The sequence below is a fragment of the Rosistilla ulvae genome, assembly GCF_007741475.1.
Classification (GTDB): domain Bacteria; phylum Planctomycetota; class Planctomycetia; order Pirellulales; family Pirellulaceae; genus Rosistilla; species Rosistilla ulvae.
Map to the genome: position 1 here is coordinate 4,956,459 of NZ_CP036261.1, position 23,515 is coordinate 4,979,973.

Genomic DNA, 23,515 nt, shown 5'->3' on the forward strand with positions numbered 1-23,515 from the left:
AGAATCGGAAGCTAGCGTTCTCGACGCCTTGGCGAGCAGTCGACTAATCCTTTCGCAGCGCGACCAACCAATCTTCGTTGGCGTCCTGGGGAGCAGTTCCCAGGGCGACGTTCGATCCACCTTGGACCGACTTGATCGTTCCGGCTTGCAAGTCACCGCCAGCGCGTGGGTTGAACCACATCACTTGAAAGTTGCCTTCGACGCCCGACAGATCCAAATCGGAAGTCCCGCCGTTTGCCAGGTAGACCAGATAGGTATCGCCCGGTTTGGCGAAACAGAATTTGGCGATTCCGTTGTCGTTGTTGCCGACCAATGCGTCCGCGTTTTGCATCTCCCAAAACGGAATCCCATGGTCGTGGAAGAACTCGATAGCGATCCGGCAGTAGTCCCAGCTTTGGTCTCGGCTGCGCCAGTCTTCGCACACGATATCGTTTTCATCGAACTGGTACCCGAAATAATATTCGTTCCCGGCACCGCCAGCCATTAAGGTTCCCCACAGCGTTTGTTTGCGGACCTCGTGCTGGGTGTGAGCCATCTTGCCGGTGCGGTCGTGGCCATCGAAACCGCGGTACCCGAGATCGGGAGCCTGGGCGTGAGCGGCAGTCCCCGATTCGTCAAATGCAACGACCCACGGTTTGTCCGCCGCCGCCGATTTGCGAACCCACTTGAGCGTGTCGGCGTGAGTCGCTTTCAAGCTGCTGTTCTGCAGCGACAAACCGGTCAGCTTCGACCGCTCTCCCAGCAACGCTCCGTAGATTTTGTCGTGCTGGCCAGGATAGGTGTGCAACACGATGTTGTGATCGTACGGATCGAGATCGGCCAGGTAGTCGATCATCGCCACCTGCTGAGCGGTGCTCTGCGTGCTCTCCTCACCGATGTTCCAGTTCAACGCTAGATTGTGCCCGAAGCGAGCGACCATTTCGCGGCAATACAGTTTTCGCTGGATGCCCAAATTTCCGTCGTCCAAGCTCTCGGGAACAAACCCGGCCTTTCCTTTTCCCGTCCAGTGGTCGTCGTTTTCGGTCTCTTGCAACTTGAAGTGCAAATACATACCGCGAGCGGTGCCGTGATCGAAGACGATTCCCCACTGATCCAGTTTGCTGCAATCGTAATGCAGCTTGTCGTCGCGTTGAATGAACGGCCAGACGTTGTCGCCATCGCCACCGGCGTTGTAGGTCAGGAACGAAAACGCGTTGCAGCCTTTGCCCGAAAGATAGTTGATAGCGCCGATCAGCCCGCGTCCCTTCTGGTCACCCCAAGTCGGATCGCCCGGACGCCAATCGTTGAGATGCGGCGACCAGGTTTTCAGCGGTGCCCGCTTGGCTTTGCCGGCGATCGTGTTGTCGAAGTCGGCGTAGGCCAACAGCGTTTCGGGCGCGTCGGCTCCCGCTTTCAAGAAGTACTTTTTGGATCCGGCAAACTGCAAGTAGTGCTTGCCGACGTATTGCAGGCGTCCCTGAGCTCGCAGGTCGCGTCCCTGTTTGTTGCTGGCGGCAATCTCGAAACTTCCCGAAGCACCATTAAACGGAGCCAGCGGCTTCGCTTTGGCTCCCTTGTCCAATGCTGCCAGTTCGCCTTGGTCGAATGAAACTAGATAGTTCCACTTGCCGGTTCGGTCGGCAGCAAAATGAGCTCGCCAAACGTTGCCATCTTCCGCCGACGAATTCGCAGCGTTCCCATCGGCAGCAAAATAGCCCGGCACGGTGTAGCTGTCCCCGTCGGCATGCGTGAACTCGACCGACATCCGGTAATCGGTAAACGGGTTCGGCGTGTTGTCTTTTTCGTGAGCGTAGGGGCCGCTCAGATCGAGCGTCAGCTTGTGCCATTGCTTCGGTTCGCCGCTGACCTTAACGCTGCTGTCGCCGTCAGCGCCGCGAGGCATCTGCAGCGGAGCGGTGCTCGACGGCTTGGTGGGACTTGTTCTCTTGACAACCGCTGGCGCTGCCACTGCGGCGACGAAGGGGAACGGTTTGGGCATCGTTCCCGCATGGACCGCCGACGACGGCCCAACACCCGCGGGACGCGTGAACTCTCGATCGCGAGTGATCAACCACTTGTCGAATTCGAATCCATCTTCGCGCATCGAAAACTGGATCACATGCTCCCCCGGCTTATCGATATCGAGGAAGATCTTGTGAGGTTCGCCGCAGTGCTGGGCGTCGGTCCGCTGCTTGCTCTCCCAACGCCATGACCTCTTCCCATCGCACCACTGCAACCGCTGACCGCTCTCAGGCCACTGACCATCGATCCCGACATGCAATCCGTTGTCTTCAGTCCCCGTGGAATGGGCGCGTACCCAAACGTAATACCTGCCCGGATTGGCGATCTGAACTTTGTAATGCAGCACCGCCATCGCGGCTGCTTGGGGCGAGAAGTTCTCTCCCTTGATCAGTTTGTCGCCGTGGTCGCGACGCGTGTCGGGCAGGATCTCGAGATACGCACCGCCGCTGGCACCGGCAACGTGAGGCGGATCGCCATCGGGGCCGGCCGACGGCGTCTGATCTGAATGCGTGAGATAAAAGCCGCGGACATCATCGGAGGTCTGCTGGAAGAAGTGCTCCGCTTCGACAGCCAACATCCCATCGGCTTCGGCAAAAACGACCGTATCGTCGACGATAGGCGACTTGGCAAACGACCGTTCGCACCTCGCAATGGTGACCAAAATCAGAATCGCAGTGAGCGCGGACCAACGGAACGCCGCAAGACTTTTCATCTCGAATACTCAAACAGAATGATCGGATTAAAAAATAACCGATTCAATCTATCGAACCCAACAGCTCATTGCCAACGAATTAGCGACGTTCAACAGGGCAAATTGCTGTTTCAGCATTGAGGTCTCAGCCGGCACGCGTTAACGTCCGGTTCCCATGGACCACGCCGCGAATTAGCCCCGCGCCACGGTCTCCTCGCTCGCCATATCGACCGCGCGACGATCGTAGCCCAACCGCGATCTCAACGTTTGAGTATGCCGAATCAGGCGTCAGCATGACATCTCGCCAGCCCTGGAGACGGGCGAGATACGATCAATGTTCGGCATTGGTCGACGCCTGGCAACTCGCGAAACCTACACCGACAGAACCGAGCCCATACCGCGGCTGCGACGCCAGGCGCTTAATTGGCCGATGTGCATTCCAAAGTGAGTCGTCAGAAGGTGTCCCACCATGTCGCCGACTGTCGGCAGATGAGCTTTCAGGATCGGGCTGCTTCGCTCTGCGGCAAGATCTTCATCGCTCGCGTTGGCGACAGCCATCAAGAAGCGGTCGGCCGATTCATTGAAGAAGGTGACCAGGTCGGCTTTGCTCATCAAGTTGTCGGCCGCTTCGGTCGGTTGGCTGCCAGGGCCATAGATCGGCATCATCTGCTCGGCTCGCTCGACGGGCAGCCCCATCGTCATCAGCCCGAACTCGTTGCAAAGAGCCAGGTGTCCCAAGATCCAGTTCGGCGAATTGCCACCGCCGGCCGGCAGGCTCTGAAAGTCGGCGTCGGAGATTCCGTCGACCATCTCGGTCAACACGCCGCGCATCATCGTGAACAACTTCGCTTCAAGTTCCATTGGTTTCGTCCTGCAGCCAAATGATGGATTCCAGTAGGTTGCCGTTGAGGCGCAACGGCAAAAGACGCTCTTAATATACGCGTCGAAGATAGCGCAGCCCATCACACCACTCGTAGCGGAAGTCGTCAACGGCCTGTCGATTTAGTCAGCCGTTTGGGCGTTAGCCCCGGTTCAAGCACCGCTAAACCGGGGCTAACGCCCAAACGGCTAATTGAAGGAAACTCGTTGTGACTAAACCGACAAGTCGTCAAGACTTTCGGTTTACGGCGGATGCGTCACCTCTCGAAACTCTCGACGGGGGCCGCTAACTCAGGTCCGCGACGGGGCGAGTTCGGCTGCTTCTTCTCTCATAGGCGTCAAATTTGCCACAGCCTGTCGCAAATTGTGAAACCTTGGCGATGAACTCGTTTCGTTCGCGATTCGGGCCTGCAAGAAGTCGAGAACGATAGTACGCTATGATAGCAAAACAGGTAAATTAGGCGGATTCTCTGGTCGGCGGTGATTGATTTCTTTCACGTGGTGACCATAATCTATCACGCGCAACGAGTTTTCTCGCAGATACCGGAAGAAATCGATCTTGTCCAACGGCTCTCCCACGGAAGCACGGCGTGAAAATCTGCGGCGGCAGATTCAAGCGACCGGATTTGCGTCGCTGTTGGAATTGGCGGCGGAACTGCAGGTCAGCGAATCGACGATTCGCCGCGACTTGGACTATTTGGAGGAACTTGGCGAGGCGAGACGAACTCACGGCGGCGTGTTTTGGACCGGGTCACCGACCAACATGCGACTGTTCGAAGGTCGCCGAGACAACCGTTGGGAACAGAAGCGAGCGATTGCCCAGGCCGCTAGCCAATTGATCGGCGACAGCGACACGATCATCCTCGACGGTGGCAGCACGACTTACGAACTAGCCCGTCTGCTGGTCGGACGACCGCTGCAAGTCGTGACGAATTCGCTGCCCGTTGCCAACCTGTTTGCCAGCAGCGACAAGTCGGATTTGGTCCTCGTCGGCGGTTACGTTCACAACCGCACCGGCGTCACTTTGGGGCCGTTCGCAAATACGATGTTAGAAAGTTTGAATGTCCGCCACGCGGTGATTAGTATCGCCGGGGCGGATGAGCGAGGTTACTACAACAGCAATATGCTTCTTGTCGGAACGGAGAAGGAGATGTTGCGCAGCGCCGACGAAACGATCATCGTCGCCGACAGCACCAAATTTGGCCACGCGAGCCTTTCGCGAACCTGCCAATTGGGCGATGTCGCGACGGTCGTGACCGACGACGAACTATCGCCCCAGTGGCAACAACGACTGACCGACGCCGGCGTCCAACTGATCATCGCCCCGGCGCTTCATCCATAAATCAAGACGACCGTCCCCCACAATCCGCAGCCCCCACCGACCTGCAACCTACTGCCCATGACACAATCTTTAGACAACGCACAGATCGAAGCCTTGGTTCGCCGCGCCGTTCGCGCGATCGTCAACAACGATTCGACATCGGCCGCTCAACCTCCCGGTTGGGTCGATGGCAAACCGAACCTTCGCGTCAGCATCTCGGCGCGGCACGTTCATCTGTCGGATGAACATGTCGAAACGCTGTTTGGCCCAGGCGCAACGCTGACGCCTATGAAGGATCTGTACCAAGACGGCTTCTTCGCCGCGGAACAGACTGTCATGATCATCGGCCCCAAGAAGCGGATGCTGCCAAGCGTTCGCGTGCTGGGCCCGACGCGTCCCTTCAGCCAAGTCGAACTGGCGTTCACCGATTCGATTTCGCTGGGGTTGGACATTCCGATCCGTCACAGCGGCGACATCGAAGGCACTCCCGGTTGCGTACTTGTTGGTCCCGCTGGCACGATCCAGTTGGACAAAGGCGTGATCCGCGCCGCCCGACACGTTCATATGAATCAAAGCGACGCCCAGTATTTTGGCGTCAAAAAGGGTGACTTCATGGATCTGAAGATCACCAGCCCACAGTGCACGATCACGATGAGCGACGTGTTGGTTCGCGCCGACGATACCAGCAAGCTGGAAGTTCACATCGACACCGATGAAGGAAACGCTTGCAACCTCGACAGCGCCACCAAGATCGAATTGATCCCCAGCGGCGGCGGATGTGGCTGCAAGGCTCACTAAATTCCGTCCACCCGGTTCGGCGGCACCGCCGTTCCGACAACACCCGATTTCAACTTTCGAATTTTCGATTTCAAATTCCCTCCCTCCCTCCAGAGACCAATTAGATGGCAAAGATTAACGAAGCGCTCGGTATGATCGAGACGAAGGGTTTTATCACCATGATGGAAGCGACCGACGCGATGTTGAAATCCGCCAACGTCACTTTCCTCGGTTGGGACAAAGTCGGCAGCGGCTTGGTTACCGCGTTTGTCACCGGCGATGTTGCCGCAGTGAAAGCCGCAACCGATGCGGGTGCCGCAGCGGGCGGTCGCGTGGGTGAAGTGGTTGCCGTTCAGGTGATCCCACGTCCACACGACGACTTGGGCAAGGTTCTCAAGGTTGGTGGCTGAGCCGTTCGTTTGGGCGACCTCGCCTGACGAGCGTTGCGTCGACCGTTAAGGTCTGCCGCACAACTACGCTAACCACCGGACAAGCTTCCCATGGCAAAAAAGAAAACGACTTCGACTCGCACTCCCGCGACCGAATCCAAACCGGCTGGCGGCACTGCTGCCAAGCAGCCCGCTCGACGAACGACGGCTGCGACGACAAGCACCGCCGTAACCAAAACTGCATCCGCAACCGCTCCTTCACAAAAAACTTTCTTGGAAAATAAGATGAATCAAGCACTTGGCCTTGTTGAAACAAAGGGTTTGTTGGCCCTGATCGAAGCTACCGACGCGATGGCCAAAGCGGCAAACGTCGAAATCACCAAACGCATCGACATCGGTGGTGCGTTCTGCACGACCGTCGTCACCGGCGATGTCGGCAGCGTTCGCGCAGCCGTCGAAGCGGGTGCTGCCGCGGCAGCTCAAGTCGGCGAATTGGTCGGCAGCCACGTGATCGCTCGCCCCAGCGAAGGCTTGGTCGAAGCGTTCATCAACAAGTAGTCGACCGGCGATCGCTGCCGCGACCCGATGACTCCCACCCGTTCCTAACAACCAGTACCCACGACCACGGACGACCCTGTTGCCATGAAGGTTTTAGTCGCAAATCTCGGATCTACGAGTTTCAAGTATCAGTTGATCGAAATGTCCGATGAAACCACGCTCGCTCGCGGCGCGGTCGATCGGATCGGTTCGCCCGAATCGTCCTGCACGGTCGAAATCGGCGACTGGAAAGATCAACGCACGATGTCGGTTCCGCACCACGGAGTCGCTGTCGAAGCCTGCTTGGCACAGTTGACCGATCCCGAACACGGCTGCATCAAATCGGCCGATGAAGTGGATGCGATTGGGTTCAAGGCGGTACATGGCGGACGGTTCAGCGGCGTCTATCGGATCGACGAAGAAGTATTGGCAGCGATGGAAGAGATGCGGGACGTCGCTCCGGCGCACAACCCGCCTTACGTTGCCGCCATGCGACAACTGGCTTTGTCCGGCGGAAACATTCCGTTGATCGCAGCCTTTGAAACCGATTTCCACCAAACGACTCCCGACGCCCAGCGTTATTACGCGATCCCAAAACAATGGTCGGATGATTTCCACATCCGTCGCTTTGGGTTCCACGGCAACAGTCATCGATACATCGCCATGCGAACGGCGGAATTGATTCCTGGTGCCAGCCGCGTGATCTCGTGTCACTTGGGTGGCAGTAGCAGTTTGTGTGCAATCCGCGATGGCAAGAGCATCGGGACCACGATGGGAATGAGCCCGCAGACCGGTTTACCGCAAAACAACCGTGTCGGCGATTTCGACCCATTTGCGATCCCCTTGATCATGGAAAAGACCGGGCTGTCGCTGACCGAAGTCCTGAACAAGCTGGCTAACGAAGGCGGCCTGTTGGGATTGAGCGGCAAGAGTGGCGATATGCGTGATCTGGAAGCGGGTGCCGCCGAAGGAGACGCCGATTGCCAATTGGCGTTGGATGTTTACGTTTCGGAAGTTCGCCGCATGATGGGCGGGCTATTGGTTCTGTTAGGCGGAGCCGACGCGATCGTCTTCACCGGCGGAATTGGAGAGAAGGGAGCGGAGATCCGCGCCAAAGTTTGTGAGGGTTTGGAAGACCTGGGGATTGCCATCGACCGCGTCAAAAACGGCGTCGCCGAAGGTGAAATGGCGGTCCACAGCGAAACCAGCCGCACGCAGATCTGGAGAATCCCAACCAACGAAGAACTGGTGGTCGCTCGCAAGTGTGTCGAATTGCTAGGCAAATAAGCAACCGCAATCGACGCAGCGAACATCGGACAAGAATTAAACGAACGATCCCGGCACAACGCAAAACACAGGCACCCGCCTGTGACCCGAACGAAGTTTACCCATGTTTATCGCACGAGTTACCGGTTCCGTCGTCAGCACGCAGAAGGTCGCTTCGATGACCGGACACAAGCTGTTGATCGTCGAACCCTATCGATTGGAACCCGACCAGCGGAAGTCGTTGACGACCACCGGACGGACCTTCATCGCCTGCGATACCTTGGGGGCGGGTGAAGGGGATTACGTGCTGATTGTCCAAGGCAGCAGCGCTCGATTGACTCCCGAAACGAAACACTTGCCGATCGATTGCGTGATCATCGGCATCGTCGATTCGGTCCACATTGAAAAGCAAAACGTCTACAAGCGAGACGAATAGAAGGTCTCCTTTCGCCCCGCGAATGTGCGCCTCACGACATACAACAGGCTTCGTTCTCCCGACGAACGAACCACTTGAAACGACACCCCACAATCCCACGACGCTCTTATGCAATACGACGAAAACCTCATCCGCTCAGTCGTCTCCCAGGTATTGGCCGAAGTGGGTTCGCCACCGCCGATCCACAATGGTGGCGGCGGCTACAGCGGACGGCACGGCGTTTTCCATGATGCCAACGAAGCGGTCGCCGCGGCGCAAGAAGCGTTCCTGCAGCTGACCGAACGGACCATCGAAGAGCGTGGCCGGATCATCGACCACATTCGCCGGATCTCGATCGACCAGAGCGAAGAGCTGGGGACGATGGAGATGAACGAGACCAAGATCGGTCGCCTGGAACACAAGATCGCCAAGCTGTTGACCTTGGGCCAACGCGCTCCCGGGATCGAGATGATCAAGACCGAAGCCTTCAGCGGCGACAAAGGTCTAGCGATCATCGAACGCGCTCCCTTTGGTGTGATCGGTGCGATCACCCCCGTCACCCACTCGCTGCCCACGATTACCGGCAACGCCGTCAGCATGATCGCTGGCGGAAACACGGTTGTCGTCAACCCACACCCCAGCGGAAAACGAGTCGCTGCCGAAGGCGTTCGCCGCTTCAACGAAGCGATCTACAACGACCTGGGGATCGACAATCTGATCTGCGTGATCGCCGAACCAACTCTCGAAACCGCCGACGCGATCTTCTCGCATCGCGATGTCCGACTGATCTGCGTCACCGGCGGACCCGCTGTCGCTCGAGCGGCCTTGAAAAGCGGCAAGCGAGCCGTTGTCGCGGGCCCTGGAAATCCTCCCGTCGTCGTCGACGAGACCGCCGATCTGGATCGCGCCGCTCGCTGCATCATCGAAGGTGGAGCGTTCGACAACAATCTGTTGTGCATCGCCGAAAAGCAAGTCTTTGTCGTCGAACAGGTCTTCGACGCGATGATGTCCGCCATGGAACGCGCCGGCGCAGCGCGATTGAACTCGGCCGAGATCGATCGACTGACCTCGCAAGCGATCGCGATGGTTGGCGAAGGCGAACACCGACACCAAGTTGCGGCCAAGGACTTCATCGGCAAAGACGCTGCCGTGTTGTGTGCCGCGGCGGGCAAGAACGTCGCCGCCGACGTCGAACTGGCCTTTGGCGAGACCGATTATTCGCATCCGTTTGTCGGCGTCGAACAGATGATGCCCTTCATCCCCTTTGTCCGCGCTCGCGATGTCGACCACGCGATTGCGATGGCTAAGGAGAGCGAACACGGCTTCCGTCACACCAGCATGATCCACAGCCGCGATGTCCGGAACATGACCAAGATGGGCCGCGCGATGGACACCACACTGTACGTGAAGAATGGTGCCAGCATGGCCGGATTGGGACTTGGCGGCGAAGGCTATTTGAGCTTCTCGATCGCGGGACCGACCGGCGAAGGGGTGACCACGCCGCAAACGTTCACTCGCGAACGCCGCTGCAGCATCATCGAAAACCTGTACGTCGTCGGTAGCCCGAAAAACGTTTAAGCGACGGCTGCAATTATTGCATCCGATTGAAATCGAAAACACTCCAAAGCTCGTCCATTGCAAACCGCCAAAGTCCTCGGAACGACACGCGCTACGATTAAGCACGCCAGCTTTGTCGGGCAGAAGCTGTTGATCGTTCAACCGTTGATGGCGGACGGTTCGGCGGATGGCCCGCCGTTGCTGACCTTGGACGGCTGGGGTGCCAGTCGTGGCGATACCGTCCTGCTGACTAGCGATTCCAGCTGCATGGAAGACCTGATCGGCAAAGACAAAAACACGCCCGCCCGCTGGACCACGATGGGCATCATCGACCAACGATAGATCGACAAGAGACAACAATTCAACATGACTTCAACGCCACTCGACCTGGAAGCCATCGTTCGCCGCATTGTCGGCGAAGTGGTCGCCGGTGCCGTGGCGCCAAAGTCGCAACCGGTCGCCAGCGGCAACACGCGGCTGTGCCTGATCGATCGCCCCGTGATCGCATTGGCCGACGTGGAGAAACGGCTCGACGGAAAGTCCGAAATCGCCGTCGCTCCTCGCGCCGTGATCACTCCGGCGGTCAAAGATCTGTTGCGATCACAGTCGATCGAGATCGTCCGCGAAGATAGACCAAACACGCAGCGAACTCCAGTTGCCGCTCCTGCGGCGCTGCTTGTCGCCGACGTCGATTGCTCCAACCGCTGTGCGGCGTTTGCCAAGCAGTTGGGCATCCGAACGCGTCGAGGAGTGCAAATCGTTGTCGCCGAAGAGGCTCGGATCGTGCTTGCCGACCTGCCGCAACGCGTGGTCTGCGATCTATGTCGCAGCGGCGCCGAAGCGGTTCAAGTCGGATCGCTGACCGAAGTCCAAGCGGTCGCCGCTGCGATGCAGCCCGATGTTTGGGTACTGGACATGACGCGACTGAACGTGATCGCGGCGACCAACCTCGCCACGCGAATAACAAAATAGAAACCCCGTCCACGGAAGACCGATGCGAATCGCCAAAGTGATTGGAAGCGTAACGCTCAGCCGATGCCATCCGGCCATGGCCGGTTCGCGGCTGCGATGCGTGTTGCCAGTCGACGACATCGCGCAGATCGACAGCGACGACTTCAGCGGCTCCGAACTGTTGGTGACTTGGGACGAATTGGGAGCGGGCAATGGCGATCTGATCGCTTTGGCCGAGGGCCCCGAAGCGGCTCAACCCTTCCAACCGCAAATCAAATGCATCGACGCTTACAACGCGGCGATCCTAGACCATATCGACCTCCAATAGCGTGACTTCTCCGAAGCCAAGCACTCACACCCTGCAACCTTCAAAGACCAGCATGCAAAACATCCACAAAATCAAACAAGACATCTGCGAAATTGGAAAGCGGATTTATGCCAAGGGTTTCGCCGCGGCCAACGACGGAAACATCACCGTCCGCGTCAGCGAAAACGAAGTCCTCTGCACGCCGACAATGCATTGCAAAGGTTATTTGAAGCCTGAGGACATCAGCGTTGTCGACATGACCGGCAAGCAGTTGAGCGGCAACAAGAAACGCAGCAGCGAAGCCCTGCTGCACTTGGAAATCTACAAGCAACGCCCCGAACTGAAGAGCGTTGTGCATTGCCATCCGCCACACGCCACCGCGTTTGCCGTCGCTCGCGAACCGATCCCGCAATGTGTGCTGCCAGAAGTCGAAGTCTTCTTGGGCGACGTGCCGATCACCAAATACGAGACTCCCGGCGGACAAGCGTTTGCCGATACCGTGATCCCGTACATCCACAAGAGTAACGTGATCATCCTGGCCAACCACGGCACGGTCAGCTTCGGCGAAAACGTCGAACGGGCTTACTGGTGGACCGAGATCCTGGACGCCTACTGCCGCATCCTGTTGCTGTCGCGTCAGCTGGGACACGTGCAATACCTCAGTGGCGACAAGTCGCGCGAACTGTTGGAACTGAAGGACAAATGGGGGTTCACCGACCCGCGTTTGACCAAGGAGTTCGAAAACTGTGACATCTGCGCCAACGATGTCTTCCGCGACAGCTGGGAAGCCAACGGCGTTTCGCGTCGCGCGTTCGACGCTCCACCCGCAGCCGGCAGCATGACTGGCGGAGCAGCCCCTGCGGCAGCCGCTGGCAAGAACGTCGACGAAGAGCAATTGGTGAAACTGATCACCGCCGAAGTCATGCGTCAGATGGGCAAAGCCTAATCGCGACGCAGCGACGAACCGAGACATTCAACACGACAAGAACGACACAACAGAAACTCCAACGGACGCACGATTTGCGTCCCGCAGAACGGTGAAAGAATTATGAAAGTATCGATTATTGGCGGCGGCGGTTTGGTTGGATCCTGTGCGGGCTACGCGCTGCAGTGCGGCGGCATCGTCCGCGAGATCGCCTTGCTGGATGTCAACGCCGAACTGGCCGTTGGCCAAGCGCTCGACATGGCTCACGGTGCTCCTAGCGTCGCCGATCAAGTGATCGTTGGCGGCGGCTACGAACACATTCCATCGAGTGATGTGATCTGCATCACCGCTGGGCTGCGTCGCAAGCCAGACGAATCGCGGTTGGATCTGATCAACCGCAACACCGACCTGTTTGTTTCGATTCTCGACCAGATCAAAGCGGCTGGCCTGAAGGACGGCGCGATCGTTGTCGTTGTCTCGAACCCCGTCGACATCCTGACCTACGTCGCCGCCCATCGCTTGGGCTTGCCGAAGCAAAAGGTGATCGGTCTGGGAACTCAGTTGGACACGATCCGTTTCTGCAGCCTGATCTCGGCTGAACTGAAAGCACCGCCGACGCAGACTAAGGCGTTGATTTTGGGAGAGCACGGCGACAGCATGGTGCCGATCTGGTCGAGTGCTACGATCGCTGGTCTGCCATTAGACAAATACCCAGGTTGGAATCCGAACCTGGCGAACCAGTTGTTCACGCGCACCAAGGGAAGCGGCGCCGAAGTGATCAAGCGCAAGGGCGGAGCTGGCTTTGCCGTCGGCATCGCGATCCGCGACGTGATCGAATCGATCGCTTTGAATTCGCAAAAGGTTCTGCCGGTCAGTAGCATCCAAGAGGGATGTTACGGAATCCGCGACGTCGCGTTGAGCGTCCCGACAGTTGTCGGCCGTTGCGGCGTGGTCGATCGCCACGAGATCGATCTGTGGCCAAAGGAAGTTCAAGGCCTGCGAGCCAGCGGTGCAGCACTTCGCAAAACCTTGGAAGTTGTCCTGAACCGCGTGGGTTAGTAGCCCGGTTCCAGTTGGTCGCTCTTTCGCATTACGAGCACGACGTGCAAGCGAGTGATCCGCGCGACGATCCTGGAATCACCTTCTAGCGCTTCGTGCTGGTATTTCGGACGGAGCGAGCGGGGGCGATTTCTTGTATATTGAGGCCGATGCGTCGGCCTCGTGATTTCGGGCCGGCGTTCCACAACATAACGGCGGGCCGACCATGGACGACAAGAAGCGATTGCGCAGCGAAGACTGGTTTAATAACCTCAGCGATCCCAAAATCACGGCGCTCTATCTGGAGCGTTATCTCAATTACGGGCTGACTCGCGACGAACTGCAATCCGGTCGTCCGTTGATCGGAATCGCTCAAACCGGCAGCGATATCTCTCCCTGCAATCGGATCCATCTGCAGACCGCCGAACGCGCTCGCGACGGAATCCGCGATGCCGGCGGGATCCCGTTTGTCTTTCCGATGCATCCGATTCAAGAGAGCTGCCGACGGCCGACATCGGGTCTCGATCGCAACCTCGCCTACCTCGGCTTGGTTGAAATCATGCGAGGCTATCCCTTCGACGGCATCGTTTTGACGACCGGTTGCGACAAGACGACTCCCGCCGCATTGATGGCCGCTGCGACCGTCAACCTTCCTTCGATCGTCCTCTCCGGCGGACCGATGGTCGACAGCTATCTGGACGGTCGACTGGCCGGCGCCGGTACGGTGATCTGGGAAGCGCGGAAGCGATTGGCCGCTGGCGAGATCGATTACGACGGCTTCATGATGATGCTCGAATCGACCACGCTCAGCCCGGGGCACTGCAACACGATGGGGACCGCGCTGACGATGAACTGTCTCGCCGAAGCCCTTGGCATGTCGTTGCCCGGATGCGCGGGAATCCCCGCTCCGTTTCGGCAGCGCGGCCAGATGGCGTATCAGACCGGCAGAAGAATCGTCGAAATGGTTCATGAAGATCTGCGGCCCAGCGAGATCATGACGCGCGAAGCGTTTGAGAACGTCGTCGTTGTCAATTCAGCGATCGGTGGTTCGACCAATGCGCCGCCGCACATCCAAGCGATCGCCAAACATATGGGCGTGGAGATGGTCGTCGAAGACTGGCAGGAGATCGGATACGAGATTCCGTTGCTGGTGAACTGCCAACCGACAGGCGACTTCTTGGGCGAAGGCTTTCATCGCGCCGGCGCGGTTCCGGCCGTGATGCTTGAACTGCTGCAAGCCGGCCGGATTCATGGCGGCTGCAAAACAGTCTCCGGAAAATCGGTCGCTGACAATATCGCCGGCCGCGAGTCGCTGGACCGCCAAGTGATCATGCCGTTTGACAGCCCGTTGATGCCTCAGGCCGGGTTCATGGTCTTGTCGGGAAATCTGTTCGACGCAGCGTTGATGAAGACCAGTGGGATCAGCGCCAAGTTCCGCAAGCGTTATCTGTGTGAGCCCGGCAACGAAAACTGCTTCGACGCGAGAGCGATCGTTTTCGAAGGGCCCGAGGATTATCACGACCGGATCAACGATGCTGCCTTGATGATCGACGACTCATGCATCCTGGTGATCCGCGGATGCGGACCGATCGGATATCCCGGATCGGCGGAAGTCGTCAACATGCAGCCGCCGGACGAGATGATCGCCGCGGGGATCTCCGAATTGCCGACGATGGGCGATGGCCGCCAGAGCGGAACTTCGTCGAGTCCATCGATCTTGAATGCTTCGCCGGAATCTTTGGCCGGTGGAAACCTAGCGTTATTGGAAACCGGCGACATGATCCGGTTCGATTTGAACAACAGCCGCGTCGAGCTATTGATCAGCGAACACGAACTGCATGCCCGCCGCGACGCTTACCAGCCGCCTGAATTGATCAATGGATCGCCGTGGGAAGAACTATCGCGAACCTACACCGGACAATTGTCCGACGGGGCGTGCCTCGATTTCGCAACCGCCTATCGCAACCTGGGCGACGAACCGCTGCGGCACAGCCACTAAAGGTGCCGCGTGGCGGTTCGGGTGCAAAACGTCAAGGCGATGTCAAATGAAGGCATCGCATTCCGCTTCGTCCAGTTCTTCCTGAACGCTTTCGTTGGGTAAGCGAACGATCACCTTGGTTCCGACGCCCAATTCGCTTTCCACCGTGATCGTGCCGCCATGGGTGCGGACGATTCCGTAGGCGATCGACAGTCCCAATCCCGTCCCTTCCCCTTCGGGTTTGGTGGTGAAGAATGGGTCGAAGATTTGATCGAGTTCTTCGGCTGGAATCCCCGAACCGTTATCATCGACGACCAACCACGACTCGGAATCACTAGCCGACGTGGTGACACGAATACGCCCGTCCTGCGGCGTCGCTTGAACGGCGTTCAGAATCACGATCGAACAGACTTGAGCGATCTCACCCGCGTTGCAAGCCAGCGCAACCATCTCCCCCAGCTTCAATTCGATCTTGCTCGTATCATCGAGCGTCGACTGAATCATATTGACGGCGTTGACGACGATCGCGTTCAGATCGGCATCGACAATTCCACTGCGGTCGAGGTTTGAAAAGTCTTTAAGGCCCTTGACGATATCCTTAATGCGAATCACACCGTCCCGCGATTCGCGGACCAACAACTTGGTGTCATTCAGCACATATTTAATATCCCGTTGTTGGTTGCGTGTATCGGGCGCCACGTCGGCTCCGTTGAGCATATTGCCGTCGGATCCGATCACTGGGGCATCGCTGTCCAACAACGTCGCGCACAACTGTTCATAGTCCGAGATCGTCGATTCAATCACGTGGACATAGTCGCACAGGGCGTTCAAATTCGTATCGACGAAAAACAGAGGATTGTTGATTTCATGCGCAACGCCCGACGCCAACATACCGATCGACGCCATCTTCTCCGAATGCACCAACTGCGCCTGCTGTTCCGCCAGATGCCGATTCGCCGCTTTCAGTTTCCCGTTGATCTCCACCAAACTAGCCATCGCTTCGTCGTAGGAGGTCGCGAGGTCTAGCCGCATCAGGTCCAAACAGAAATGGCATTCGATCTCGCCGACATCGGTATTCAACGTCGCGCTGCGGGTGCGGAACTGTGGATAACGGACCTCACCAAAATAGACACGTGGTGAAGTCACAGTCAGCTTCGCGTAGGAACCCTGCAATTGAACGATTGCTTCACCAACGATCGTGTTCAACGTTTCGGAAATCGCGTCGCAAATCATCTCGCGAATTTCAGGCTGCGTCTGTTCAATAATCGGTCCATCCAGCCCAATCACCCGCGCCGCAGTCTCTTCATCCATCGCGATCACATACTCACCAAACACAGTCCCCGTATAATAGATCGATACGATGAAATTTTTGTTCGTCTTGAGCGAACTGGATTCACAAACATCGGAGCAATTCGATGTGGAAACCCCGAACATCTCCAAGAGAACTCGTTCGGTGATTTCTTCAAACGCCCGTGCGTGGTCCGTTAAGTGTTGTATATCGTTCACACCGCGTACCCCAAGAGTTTTTCGACTGCAGAAACGAGACGCTGCTCATCCTCGGGGCAATGCCGACGAATAGGCTTTTCCAGGAACGCACCCGCTCCAGCTTCCAGACATTTCCGAACAATCTCTTCGTCCTTGAGCGCCGACAGCATGACAACATTAGCGGCGGGATCGTGCGCCCGTATTTCTTTCAGACACTCCAAACCGTCCATGTTTGGCATCGTCACGTCGAGCAAAGTGATATCGGGAGACAGTTGCTTGAACAACTGAACCCCTTCTTCCCCATCTCCACCAAGCCCAACGACGTCGAAGCCGATGTCCGAAAGCACCGTCTTCAAAACCTTGGCCATGAACTTGCTGTCATCGACAACTAACACAGAGATCATATTTTGTATTCCTCGCAAGAGTCTGTCGTTCTGATAGCGGGACTTTTCAACCCCAACAGGCATTTCAACACTTCAACCAAGCTCCCAATCCGGCGACCGACAGTACGTTCTGTCGCTTCTGTCCGATCGACGATCGAACTCGCACCTGGCCCTTGTTCCATTTTCGAACGTCTCGGTTCGCCGCGTTTCCTCAATGCCCATTGGGCTGAATTCAAATCGGTGTCAACGTATCGAACGATGCCAACTGGCAACCGCTGATGCCTACACGCATCCCCTAATGCCTGGCTTTCCAAAATCATCGAGTTCGGATCGCTGCGCATGAGCAATCCATCGAACGGATTGCCCCTGTGAACAATTGACCACTAAAGATGGCCGAACTACCGACATGCTGACGGTTCTCACCTGACAACGCTTCCGCGATGTTTCACAGATCAAAGTCCCCTCCCATGTCGAAATCGGGGAACTCACCACGCCGGCACCCCTATCTAACATAGGCCACGATTAGGGACTGTCAACGAAAGCAGCGATTCTTCATCAACAGCGATGAGTACCGGATCTGGACCGCCTGCGTCAGTTGTTCGCCGAACGGTTTTCCGCGGGGATGCGGTGGAACGCTTTTCCGATCGGGCTCGCCAACAGCGCGGGCAACAGGACCAGATCGCCCACCAGCGCGGTGGGCAGCAGAACGATCATCATCACCGCAAACATGCTGGTCGGAATAAATTCGGCGGGGACCAACACCAACATCCCCACGCAACAGATCAGCGTGGTTTGAATCATCGCGATCGCACAACGATGAAAAGCGATCCGAATCGCATCGCAACGCGATCTGCCCAAGTCGATCGCTCGGCCGTACCAAGTGAGAAAGTGCAGCGTATCGTCGACAGCGATCCCCAGAGCAACGCTTGCAGTCAGCATCGTCCCCAGCCCGATCGGTACCTGCAACCATCCCAACAGACCAAACACCGTCACAACCGGCGCCACATTGGGAAGCATCGCCAACAGCCCAGCCCAGAAACTGCGTAGCATCAGCATCATCACGGGGGCCAAGATGGCGAATGCCAGCAGAAAACTGTTGGTCAAATCGCCCAACAATTCGCCCTGCGCTTCGTCGATCAGCGGTGATCCGCCTGTAAATTCCAATCGCACACCATCGGCTGGCGATTTCAACAACGGCTCGAGTCGCCGCCGCAGTTCGGCGATCAATTGTGTGTAGGGGCGGCCGTCGATCTCCGCAACTTGGGCATGGATTCGCCAGGCTTCGCCGCTGTCCGATTCAGCCAACCAACCCTGAGCGATGATTTCCGGACGCGCCGCGTCAAACTTCGCCTCATACGCCACCTGCGCCGCAATCCCCCGAAACCCTACCGGGCGAGGAATCGTTGGCGCGAAGGTGAGCGCCGAGATCGTCGCCGCGACGCCATCGACCTGCTGCGCCTCGCGCTCGACAGCGAGAATCTGCCGCAACCGATCGATCGGACGCAGGGCGGACTGTCGATCATAATAAAGAACGATCTCCAACGAGCCCTGGGGCCCCAGATGTTCATTGATCCAACGATAATTGCGAACCAATTCGCTTTGCGGACGGAAACATTTTAAGAGATCGACCGTTGTCGTCGTTCGACTCAATCCCCAACCGGCAAGCGCCAGCCCGATCAAGCCCAAGCTCAACAGCACATTGTGATGCTTCAGCACCTTGCCGATCACCAAGTCCAGCCATGGATTGACCTCAACCGCGACGGCGGTCGACTGTAGCGATCGAACGCATGGACTCAGCGTCAGCACCGCGGCAAAGACAGCCATCAAAACGAAAAAGCCGATCGCGACGCCAAGCGCCGAATAGATGCCAAAGTTTCGGATCGGCGACAAATCGGAAACGATCAAACTGGCCATCCCGATCGCCGTGGAAAGCGACGCCAACGCGCACGGCTTCCAACCGACCTGCACGGCTCGAAAGCCGGCTTGATCGGCCCCGACTTCGCGGAGCCCGTCGCGGTAGTAGTTCGCCAGATGGACCGCGCCGGAGACCGTCAACACATATAAAAGCGTCGGGACGGCGACCAAAATCGCATTGATTCCATCGCTGGTGAAATGGATCATCGCAATTCCAATCGTCGCACAAAAGACCGCCGCGACGAGCACCACTAACGTCAGCCGCAGACTTCGCAACAGGAGTGAAACGACGATCAACGTCAGCAATGCCGATGGCAGGATACAGCGTTGGATCGATCGATCGGTCGCGTGATCGATCACCGATGCCTTGTAAACGCCACCGGCCAATCGCAATTGATCGCGCGACAGATCGCAGGCTCGTTTGGCGATCCGAGTGATCGAATCGATCACCCGATGCGGCTGCTCTCCCCCGGCGGGCGTCAACGCAATCAACACCGCCGTCGTTTTTCGATCGGGTCCCAACAACAACCGATCGATTCGCCCGGCCGCCTGGCCGGGTCGCAGTTTGGCGGGCCCTTGGATCAATTCCCGCATTGCGTCGGCCCCAGTGATCACACTGTGCCATATCGGCTGGGGATCGTTGGCCACCGCTTCACGCAAGGCATCGGCCAGTTGAGGCAGCCGGGGATCGGTCAAAGTGCAGCCGGGCCAACTGACAACGACGATCTCGTCCCCGCCGAACCTTTGAATAAATTCCTGATAGCGCTGCACCTCGGGGCGGCCTTCGGGCAACCATTGATGCATGTCCGCGGTGTTGCTGTGCAGTTGCAACAATGCGTAGACAAGCACCGGCGAGAGCGCGACCAACATGGCAACGACCAACCAGGCCAGCCTGCGGAGACGCAACTGCTGCGCTTCCGATCCCGTAAATTCCGATTCCACGCCCGGCAGCGATTCGCTCACGTCAGCGGCTTTTCAAACTCGAAGACTCCATATTCCATCGCCCCAACACGATAAGCGATCCAAATCCGCGCGATGCTGAAAACGAAGACCGCATGTCGGCTCTTCGACGAAAACAAAAAACGCCACCCCGCCCGGGAGAAGAATAGAAACACAAAGACCCGCCACAAACAGATCGCCCACGTCTTCTGGACCGCCCCCGTCAGGTCCTCGCAACAAAGCTGCCGCAACTGCGACGATTCGGCCAGCAGCGTGTATTCGCTGGCGGTTCCCATGCTTGGCAGACGCCCCTCGCGACAAATCGGCTGCAACAACCAACGGCGAGCTCTTCGGCCGGCATGCTCGCTGGACAACCAAGCGGTAATGCAAGCCCGACCGCCCGGTTTAAGCACACGATAGATCTCTTGAAAGAACCGATCCTTGTTCATCACGTGGCCGATGCATTCGATCGACAGCAAGCCATCGAACGATCCATCGGGCAACGAATTGGTCTCCCAATTGCACAATAGGAATCGTGGATTGTCGGCTCCGCCAAGCTTCGAGACCGCGAAGTCGTACTGCTGTTGAGAAATTGTCAGTCCGGTCATCCGATAGCTTTGCCGCGACGCGAGATACCGAGACGTTCCGCCATAACCACACCCCACATCGCAAACCGAAGCCCCCGCCGCCAAACCGAGCGGCCTGGCGACGCGTTGGATCAGGCTCTCGATCGCCTGCTGCGGCGACTCCGATCCGGTTTCCCAGAAGCCATGATGCAGGTGCTCCCCCCAAAACTGACGGTAATACCCATCCAGATCATCATAATGTTCGGCGACATCGGCCGAATCGATCGCAAGACTCGATTCAATCATCCAAGATAGTACCCCGGTGGATGGAAGTGGCTCCGCAAGGGCAGTCTAAAGCATCCAACGCACGCTAGCGAGTAGAACGCGCGGCGCTCCTTGCATCGCTTTCGACGCGACGGATCGACAGAGACAGATCACCCGCTGCACCAGCCCGCGAGCGAAACGCGGAAAAGGTTCCCCTGCAGCAACTGGCCGCAACACAACATGCCCCCGGCCATTCCCGAACCGCGGTTCATGGCAACAACGGTGCCATTGCAACGCGACACGCGGTATAACTTGCCACTGAACATCGCGCGGCGGCAACAGATCTGCAACGCTGGGCAAATCCGTGTTTCAATCGAAGGTATCAGCCTTAGCAAAAACACTTATTAGCCCTGATCTACGACGCCAAACACCGCCCATTCTGAAATGGGAAGATGTAAAACAGCCAAATCGACCATCGATCGATGCTTTTCCGGGAACCGCCCCACCCAGATGAACGTCCAGAATCACAGCAACCCTTTGAATGAAGCATCGGAAGCTTCCGACGACGCCCTGATAACCAGGGCCTTGGCGGGAGAGTCGACTGCGTATGATTCACTGGTCCGGCGACACGCTGGTCGGCTGCTGACGATGATCCGCGCCCAGGTAGGAAACCGCGACGATGCCGAGGATCTAATGCAGGAAACTCTGGCCCAGGCCTACTTTAAACTGAACACATTTGCCGGCAAAAGCAGCTTTTTCACCTGGATGTACCGGATCGCCTTCAATTTAACGATCACCAAGCGGCGGAAACGTAGGCTGGAAAGCACCCACACCCGAACGAACATCGAAACAGCCCCCCCGCCGGAAGACCCCGCGCTAGCAGCCGATCAGCGACTGGCCAACGCCGAACAAATCGCTCGACTGCGATCCGCGATCGAGCGGCTGGAAACCGGTCGCCGAACGGTCCTGGTGTTGCGAGACATCGACGGCCTCGATTATGGCGAAATCGCGGAAATACTAGCGATCCCCAAAGGGACAGTCCGCAGCCGACTGCACCGGGCGCGACTCGACCTGCGGGATTTGCTATCGCGCGACCAACCGATCGACGAAGATTGAAGTAGAGTAGCTCGCGACGAGCAACGGATAGATGACCATGCAGTTTAACGAGGAAATGCTGACCGCTTACCTGGACGACGAATTGTCCAGCGACGAACGGGCGATCGTTCAACAGACGATCGACGCCGAACCGTCGTGCGCCAAGCTGCTGGAAGAGCTGCGGGAGCTCCGCGATGCTGTTGCCCAATTGCCTCCAATCCAACCATCGGTCGACCCTGTCGCCGCCGTCCGGCAGCGGATCGCCGCCCAAAACCAAACGGCCTTGGCTCGAGAGCAGCGGGCACAAACATGGAGCCGCTTGGCCCTGCTCGCCACCGCCGCCTGTCTGATGCTAGCGATTGGCAGCTACCTCTTGCGTCCCGAACTTTCACCGGAAAACCAGCCGACCGCCGGATCGATCGCCGACAGCAAGCCGCCATCGGATCCGCAGGTCGTCGATGCTCCCGCCGCTGATGCTGTCGAATTGCGGGAGAGTCTTGCCTACGAATCTTCCCCGTTGCCCGAGATCCAGAGCGATGCTTATTCGTCGCAGGCCGAGCTGCAAGTCGCTCCAATGATGAAAGCTCAGCCACCGGCGGCTCCCTTGGCCGGCAACGATGTGCGTCAAAACCGGAGCTCCCCGCAGGCCCCGACTCGCTCCAACGGGCAATCCTATTCTCGGGCAACTCCCTCCCTTCGACCGGCCGACTCCGCAAACCAAGCAAGCCGGATGGGAGGTGGCTTCGGTGGTTCGATGGCGAACCGATCGCGAGCCGCCGTGCAGTCGCCCGCACGATACTTCTTCCGAGCCTCGGGATCGGATAAGGAAGATTCATCGCCATTAGCAACCACCCCCCGTTTGGACTCACCAGAGCGAAACGAGACGGCTTCCGACAATGCCAAGCTGGCACCGAGCCAACAGGCGGCGCGAGATGCGAAGCGTTCGATGGCGGTCGAATCGGACGCCGTCGATCGAGCTGCCGCGGCTGAATCGGCCCTCGCCGACCGCGGAGCTTCCCCTCCTCCGGCGGTAGCCTCTGCAGGGGCACCTCGCGCGAGGCGGGCGGACGTCCGGCGGATTCAAATTCAATCGTCCCCCGAATTGCTAGCAGCTCAACTGGCTCAGATCCGCGATTTGCTAGCAGCCCAAAAGATCGTCTCTCAACAGCAGGAGCCGAGCGCCGAAGGGAACGCAGAGCAGAAAGATGTAGCGGAAGGTTATGCCCCGTTGCGAGATTTGGCGAAAACCGCGAATCAACCGATCCAACTGATAGTCTCCGGCCCCCCTAAGATGCTCCAACAGTTGGCCGAGCAAATTTTGAAAACGATCGCGAATCGTGCGACCATGGGCGATCCTGTGGCAGGTATGGATTCGGCGGAAGCGGGGGCGGCTTCGGTTCTGCAGATCGACATCCTACCGTAGCCCTTCCCCGCACAGCGGGCTCTCTGCCGCGATGAACCGACGCATTGGCAAAATTCGTTTTTCGGCCAGTTCTTATTCGCCCTCTGCTAATGGGCTTGCTGCGGTTCACGGCTAGTATTCCCAGGGAAATCTCGCCTCTTTCGCCAGTGAAAGGCTGCTGCAAAAAAGTCTGATAAATTCCGAATTTGGCTAATTCCGCAAAAGCCGCCGAACCAGACACTTAGGTTTTGCACAAAACCTGCGTGCACAAAAAACAGGCACGCCACTCCGTGCCTGCTTCGGAGCACCCCTGCACGGAATCCGTGCACAGAATCAATGCAAGCACCTAAGTCGTGCATGCAAAAGGGTTTACGTGATAGCGTTTGACCGCATCTGAATATAAGGGCGAGTCTGCGGGAGAGTCGAGGCGAAGGT

The 23,515-nt window shown here is 57.9% G+C and carries 21 protein-coding genes; 15 read left to right on the forward strand and 6 right to left on the reverse strand.

The genetic code is table 11. The annotated features are described in order from the left end of the window. Positions 1 to 43 precede the first annotated feature (43 nt). Positions 44 to 2,713, reverse strand: coding sequence for a DUF5060 domain-containing protein (locus tag EC9_RS17470; RefSeq protein ID WP_218934221.1), 2,670 nt, complete (start codon positions 2,711 to 2,713; stop codon positions 44 to 46). A 351-nt stretch (positions 2,714 to 3,064) separates the two neighbouring features. Further along, the gene (locus tag EC9_RS17475; RefSeq protein ID WP_218934222.1) at positions 3,065 to 3,553 is read right to left on the reverse strand and encodes a DinB family protein; all 489 of its coding nucleotides are present in this window, start codon (positions 3,551 to 3,553) and stop codon (positions 3,065 to 3,067) included. 577 nt (positions 3,554 to 4,130) lie between these two features. Between EC9_RS17475 and EC9_RS17480 the strand changes: the two genes are divergently transcribed. The 13 genes from EC9_RS17480 to EC9_RS17540 all read left to right on the forward strand — a co-directional run bounded on the left by EC9_RS17480 (position 4,131) and on the right by EC9_RS17540 (position 15,053). Next, on the forward strand, positions 4,131 to 4,913 hold the full coding sequence (locus EC9_RS17480) for a DeoR/GlpR family DNA-binding transcription regulator (RefSeq protein ID WP_145288113.1): 783 nt from the start codon (positions 4,131 to 4,133) through the stop codon (positions 4,911 to 4,913). A gap of 57 nt (positions 4,914 to 4,970) precedes the next feature. Next, positions 4,971 to 5,690, forward strand: coding sequence for a phosphate propanoyltransferase (gene pduL, locus EC9_RS17485; RefSeq protein ID WP_145347202.1), 720 nt, complete (start codon positions 4,971 to 4,973; stop codon positions 5,688 to 5,690). A gap of 104 nt (positions 5,691 to 5,794) precedes the next feature. Further along, the gene (locus EC9_RS17490) at positions 5,795 to 6,079 is read left to right on the forward strand and encodes a BMC domain-containing protein (RefSeq protein WP_145122492.1); all 285 of its coding nucleotides are present in this window, start codon (positions 5,795 to 5,797) and stop codon (positions 6,077 to 6,079) included. Between the two features lie 264 nt (positions 6,080 to 6,343). Beyond that, positions 6,344 to 6,616, forward strand: coding sequence for a BMC domain-containing protein (locus EC9_RS17495; RefSeq protein WP_145098568.1), 273 nt, complete (start codon positions 6,344 to 6,346; stop codon positions 6,614 to 6,616). A gap of 84 nt (positions 6,617 to 6,700) precedes the next feature. Next, positions 6,701 to 7,882 carry an acetate/propionate family kinase gene (locus EC9_RS17500; RefSeq protein WP_145347204.1) on the forward strand — a complete coding sequence of 394 codons (1,182 nt, stop codon included), beginning with the start codon at positions 6,701 to 6,703 and terminating at the stop codon, positions 7,880 to 7,882. Positions 7,883 to 7,985: 103 nt separating this feature from the next. Beyond that, positions 7,986 to 8,297: a EutN/CcmL family microcompartment protein gene (locus tag EC9_RS17505; RefSeq protein ID WP_145098576.1), complete on the forward strand. Its 312-nt coding sequence runs from the start codon at positions 7,986 to 7,988 to the stop codon at positions 8,295 to 8,297. A gap of 108 nt (positions 8,298 to 8,405) precedes the next feature. Then, entirely contained in the window at positions 8,406 to 9,854 is a 1,449-nt protein-coding gene (locus EC9_RS17510; RefSeq protein WP_145347206.1) for an aldehyde dehydrogenase family protein, read from the forward strand. A gap of 57 nt (positions 9,855 to 9,911) precedes the next feature. Beyond that, entirely contained in the window at positions 9,912 to 10,175 is a 264-nt protein-coding gene (locus EC9_RS17515; RefSeq protein ID WP_145098582.1) for a EutN/CcmL family microcompartment protein, read from the forward strand. Positions 10,176 to 10,199: 24 nt separating this feature from the next. Beyond that, positions 10,200 to 10,805 carry a hypothetical protein gene (locus EC9_RS17520; protein WP_145347208.1) on the forward strand — a complete coding sequence of 202 codons (606 nt, stop codon included), beginning with the start codon at positions 10,200 to 10,202 and terminating at the stop codon, positions 10,803 to 10,805. Positions 10,806 to 10,827: 22 nt separating this feature from the next. Continuing rightward, positions 10,828 to 11,112 (forward strand): EutN/CcmL family microcompartment protein, encoded by a 285-nt coding sequence (locus EC9_RS17525; RefSeq protein ID WP_145122487.1) that lies wholly within the window; start codon positions 10,828 to 10,830, stop codon positions 11,110 to 11,112. A gap of 52 nt (positions 11,113 to 11,164) precedes the next feature. Then, on the forward strand, positions 11,165 to 12,037 hold the full coding sequence (locus EC9_RS17530) for a class II aldolase/adducin family protein (RefSeq protein WP_145288129.1): 873 nt from the start codon (positions 11,165 to 11,167) through the stop codon (positions 12,035 to 12,037). Positions 12,038 to 12,139: 102 nt separating this feature from the next. Further along, positions 12,140 to 13,075, forward strand: a complete 936-nt coding sequence (locus tag EC9_RS17535; RefSeq protein ID WP_145347210.1) for a lactate/malate dehydrogenase family protein — start codon at positions 12,140 to 12,142, stop codon at positions 13,073 to 13,075. Positions 13,076 to 13,280: 205 nt separating this feature from the next. After that, positions 13,281 to 15,053 (forward strand): IlvD/Edd family dehydratase, encoded by a 1,773-nt coding sequence (locus EC9_RS17540; protein WP_145347212.1) that lies wholly within the window; start codon positions 13,281 to 13,283, stop codon positions 15,051 to 15,053. 42 nt (positions 15,054 to 15,095) lie between these two features. Here the strand turns inward: EC9_RS17540 and EC9_RS17545 are convergent, their stop codons facing one another. The 4 genes from EC9_RS17545 to EC9_RS17560 all read right to left on the reverse strand — a co-directional run bounded on the left by EC9_RS17545 (position 15,096) and on the right by EC9_RS17560 (position 20,625). Next, entirely contained in the window at positions 15,096 to 16,466 is a 1,371-nt protein-coding gene (locus EC9_RS17545) for a sensor histidine kinase (RefSeq protein ID WP_145347214.1), read from the reverse strand. A gap of 68 nt (positions 16,467 to 16,534) precedes the next feature. Continuing rightward, positions 16,535 to 16,984: a response regulator gene (locus tag EC9_RS17550; protein WP_145347216.1), complete on the reverse strand. Its 450-nt coding sequence runs from the start codon at positions 16,982 to 16,984 to the stop codon at positions 16,535 to 16,537. A gap of 507 nt (positions 16,985 to 17,491) precedes the next feature. Further along, the gene (locus EC9_RS17555) at positions 17,492 to 19,777 is read right to left on the reverse strand and encodes an efflux RND transporter permease subunit (protein WP_145347218.1); all 2,286 of its coding nucleotides are present in this window, start codon (positions 19,775 to 19,777) and stop codon (positions 17,492 to 17,494) included. Next, positions 19,774 to 20,625, reverse strand: a complete 852-nt coding sequence (locus tag EC9_RS17560) for a class I SAM-dependent methyltransferase (protein WP_145347220.1) — start codon at positions 20,623 to 20,625, stop codon at positions 19,774 to 19,776. Before EC9_RS17560 ends, EC9_RS17555 begins: the two co-directional genes overlap by 4 nt. 495 nt (positions 20,626 to 21,120) lie before the next feature. Between EC9_RS17560 and EC9_RS17565 the strand changes: the two genes are divergently transcribed. Both EC9_RS17565 and EC9_RS17570 read left to right on the forward strand, forming a co-directional pair. Beyond that, the gene (locus tag EC9_RS17565) at positions 21,121 to 21,699 is read left to right on the forward strand and encodes an RNA polymerase sigma factor (RefSeq protein ID WP_218934223.1); all 579 of its coding nucleotides are present in this window, start codon (positions 21,121 to 21,123) and stop codon (positions 21,697 to 21,699) included. Positions 21,700 to 21,736: 37 nt separating this feature from the next. Continuing rightward, complete coding sequence (locus tag EC9_RS17570) at positions 21,737 to 23,101, forward strand: hypothetical protein (protein WP_145347224.1); 1,365 nt, start codon at positions 21,737 to 21,739, stop codon at positions 23,099 to 23,101. Positions 23,102 to 23,515: the final 414 nt, after the last annotated feature.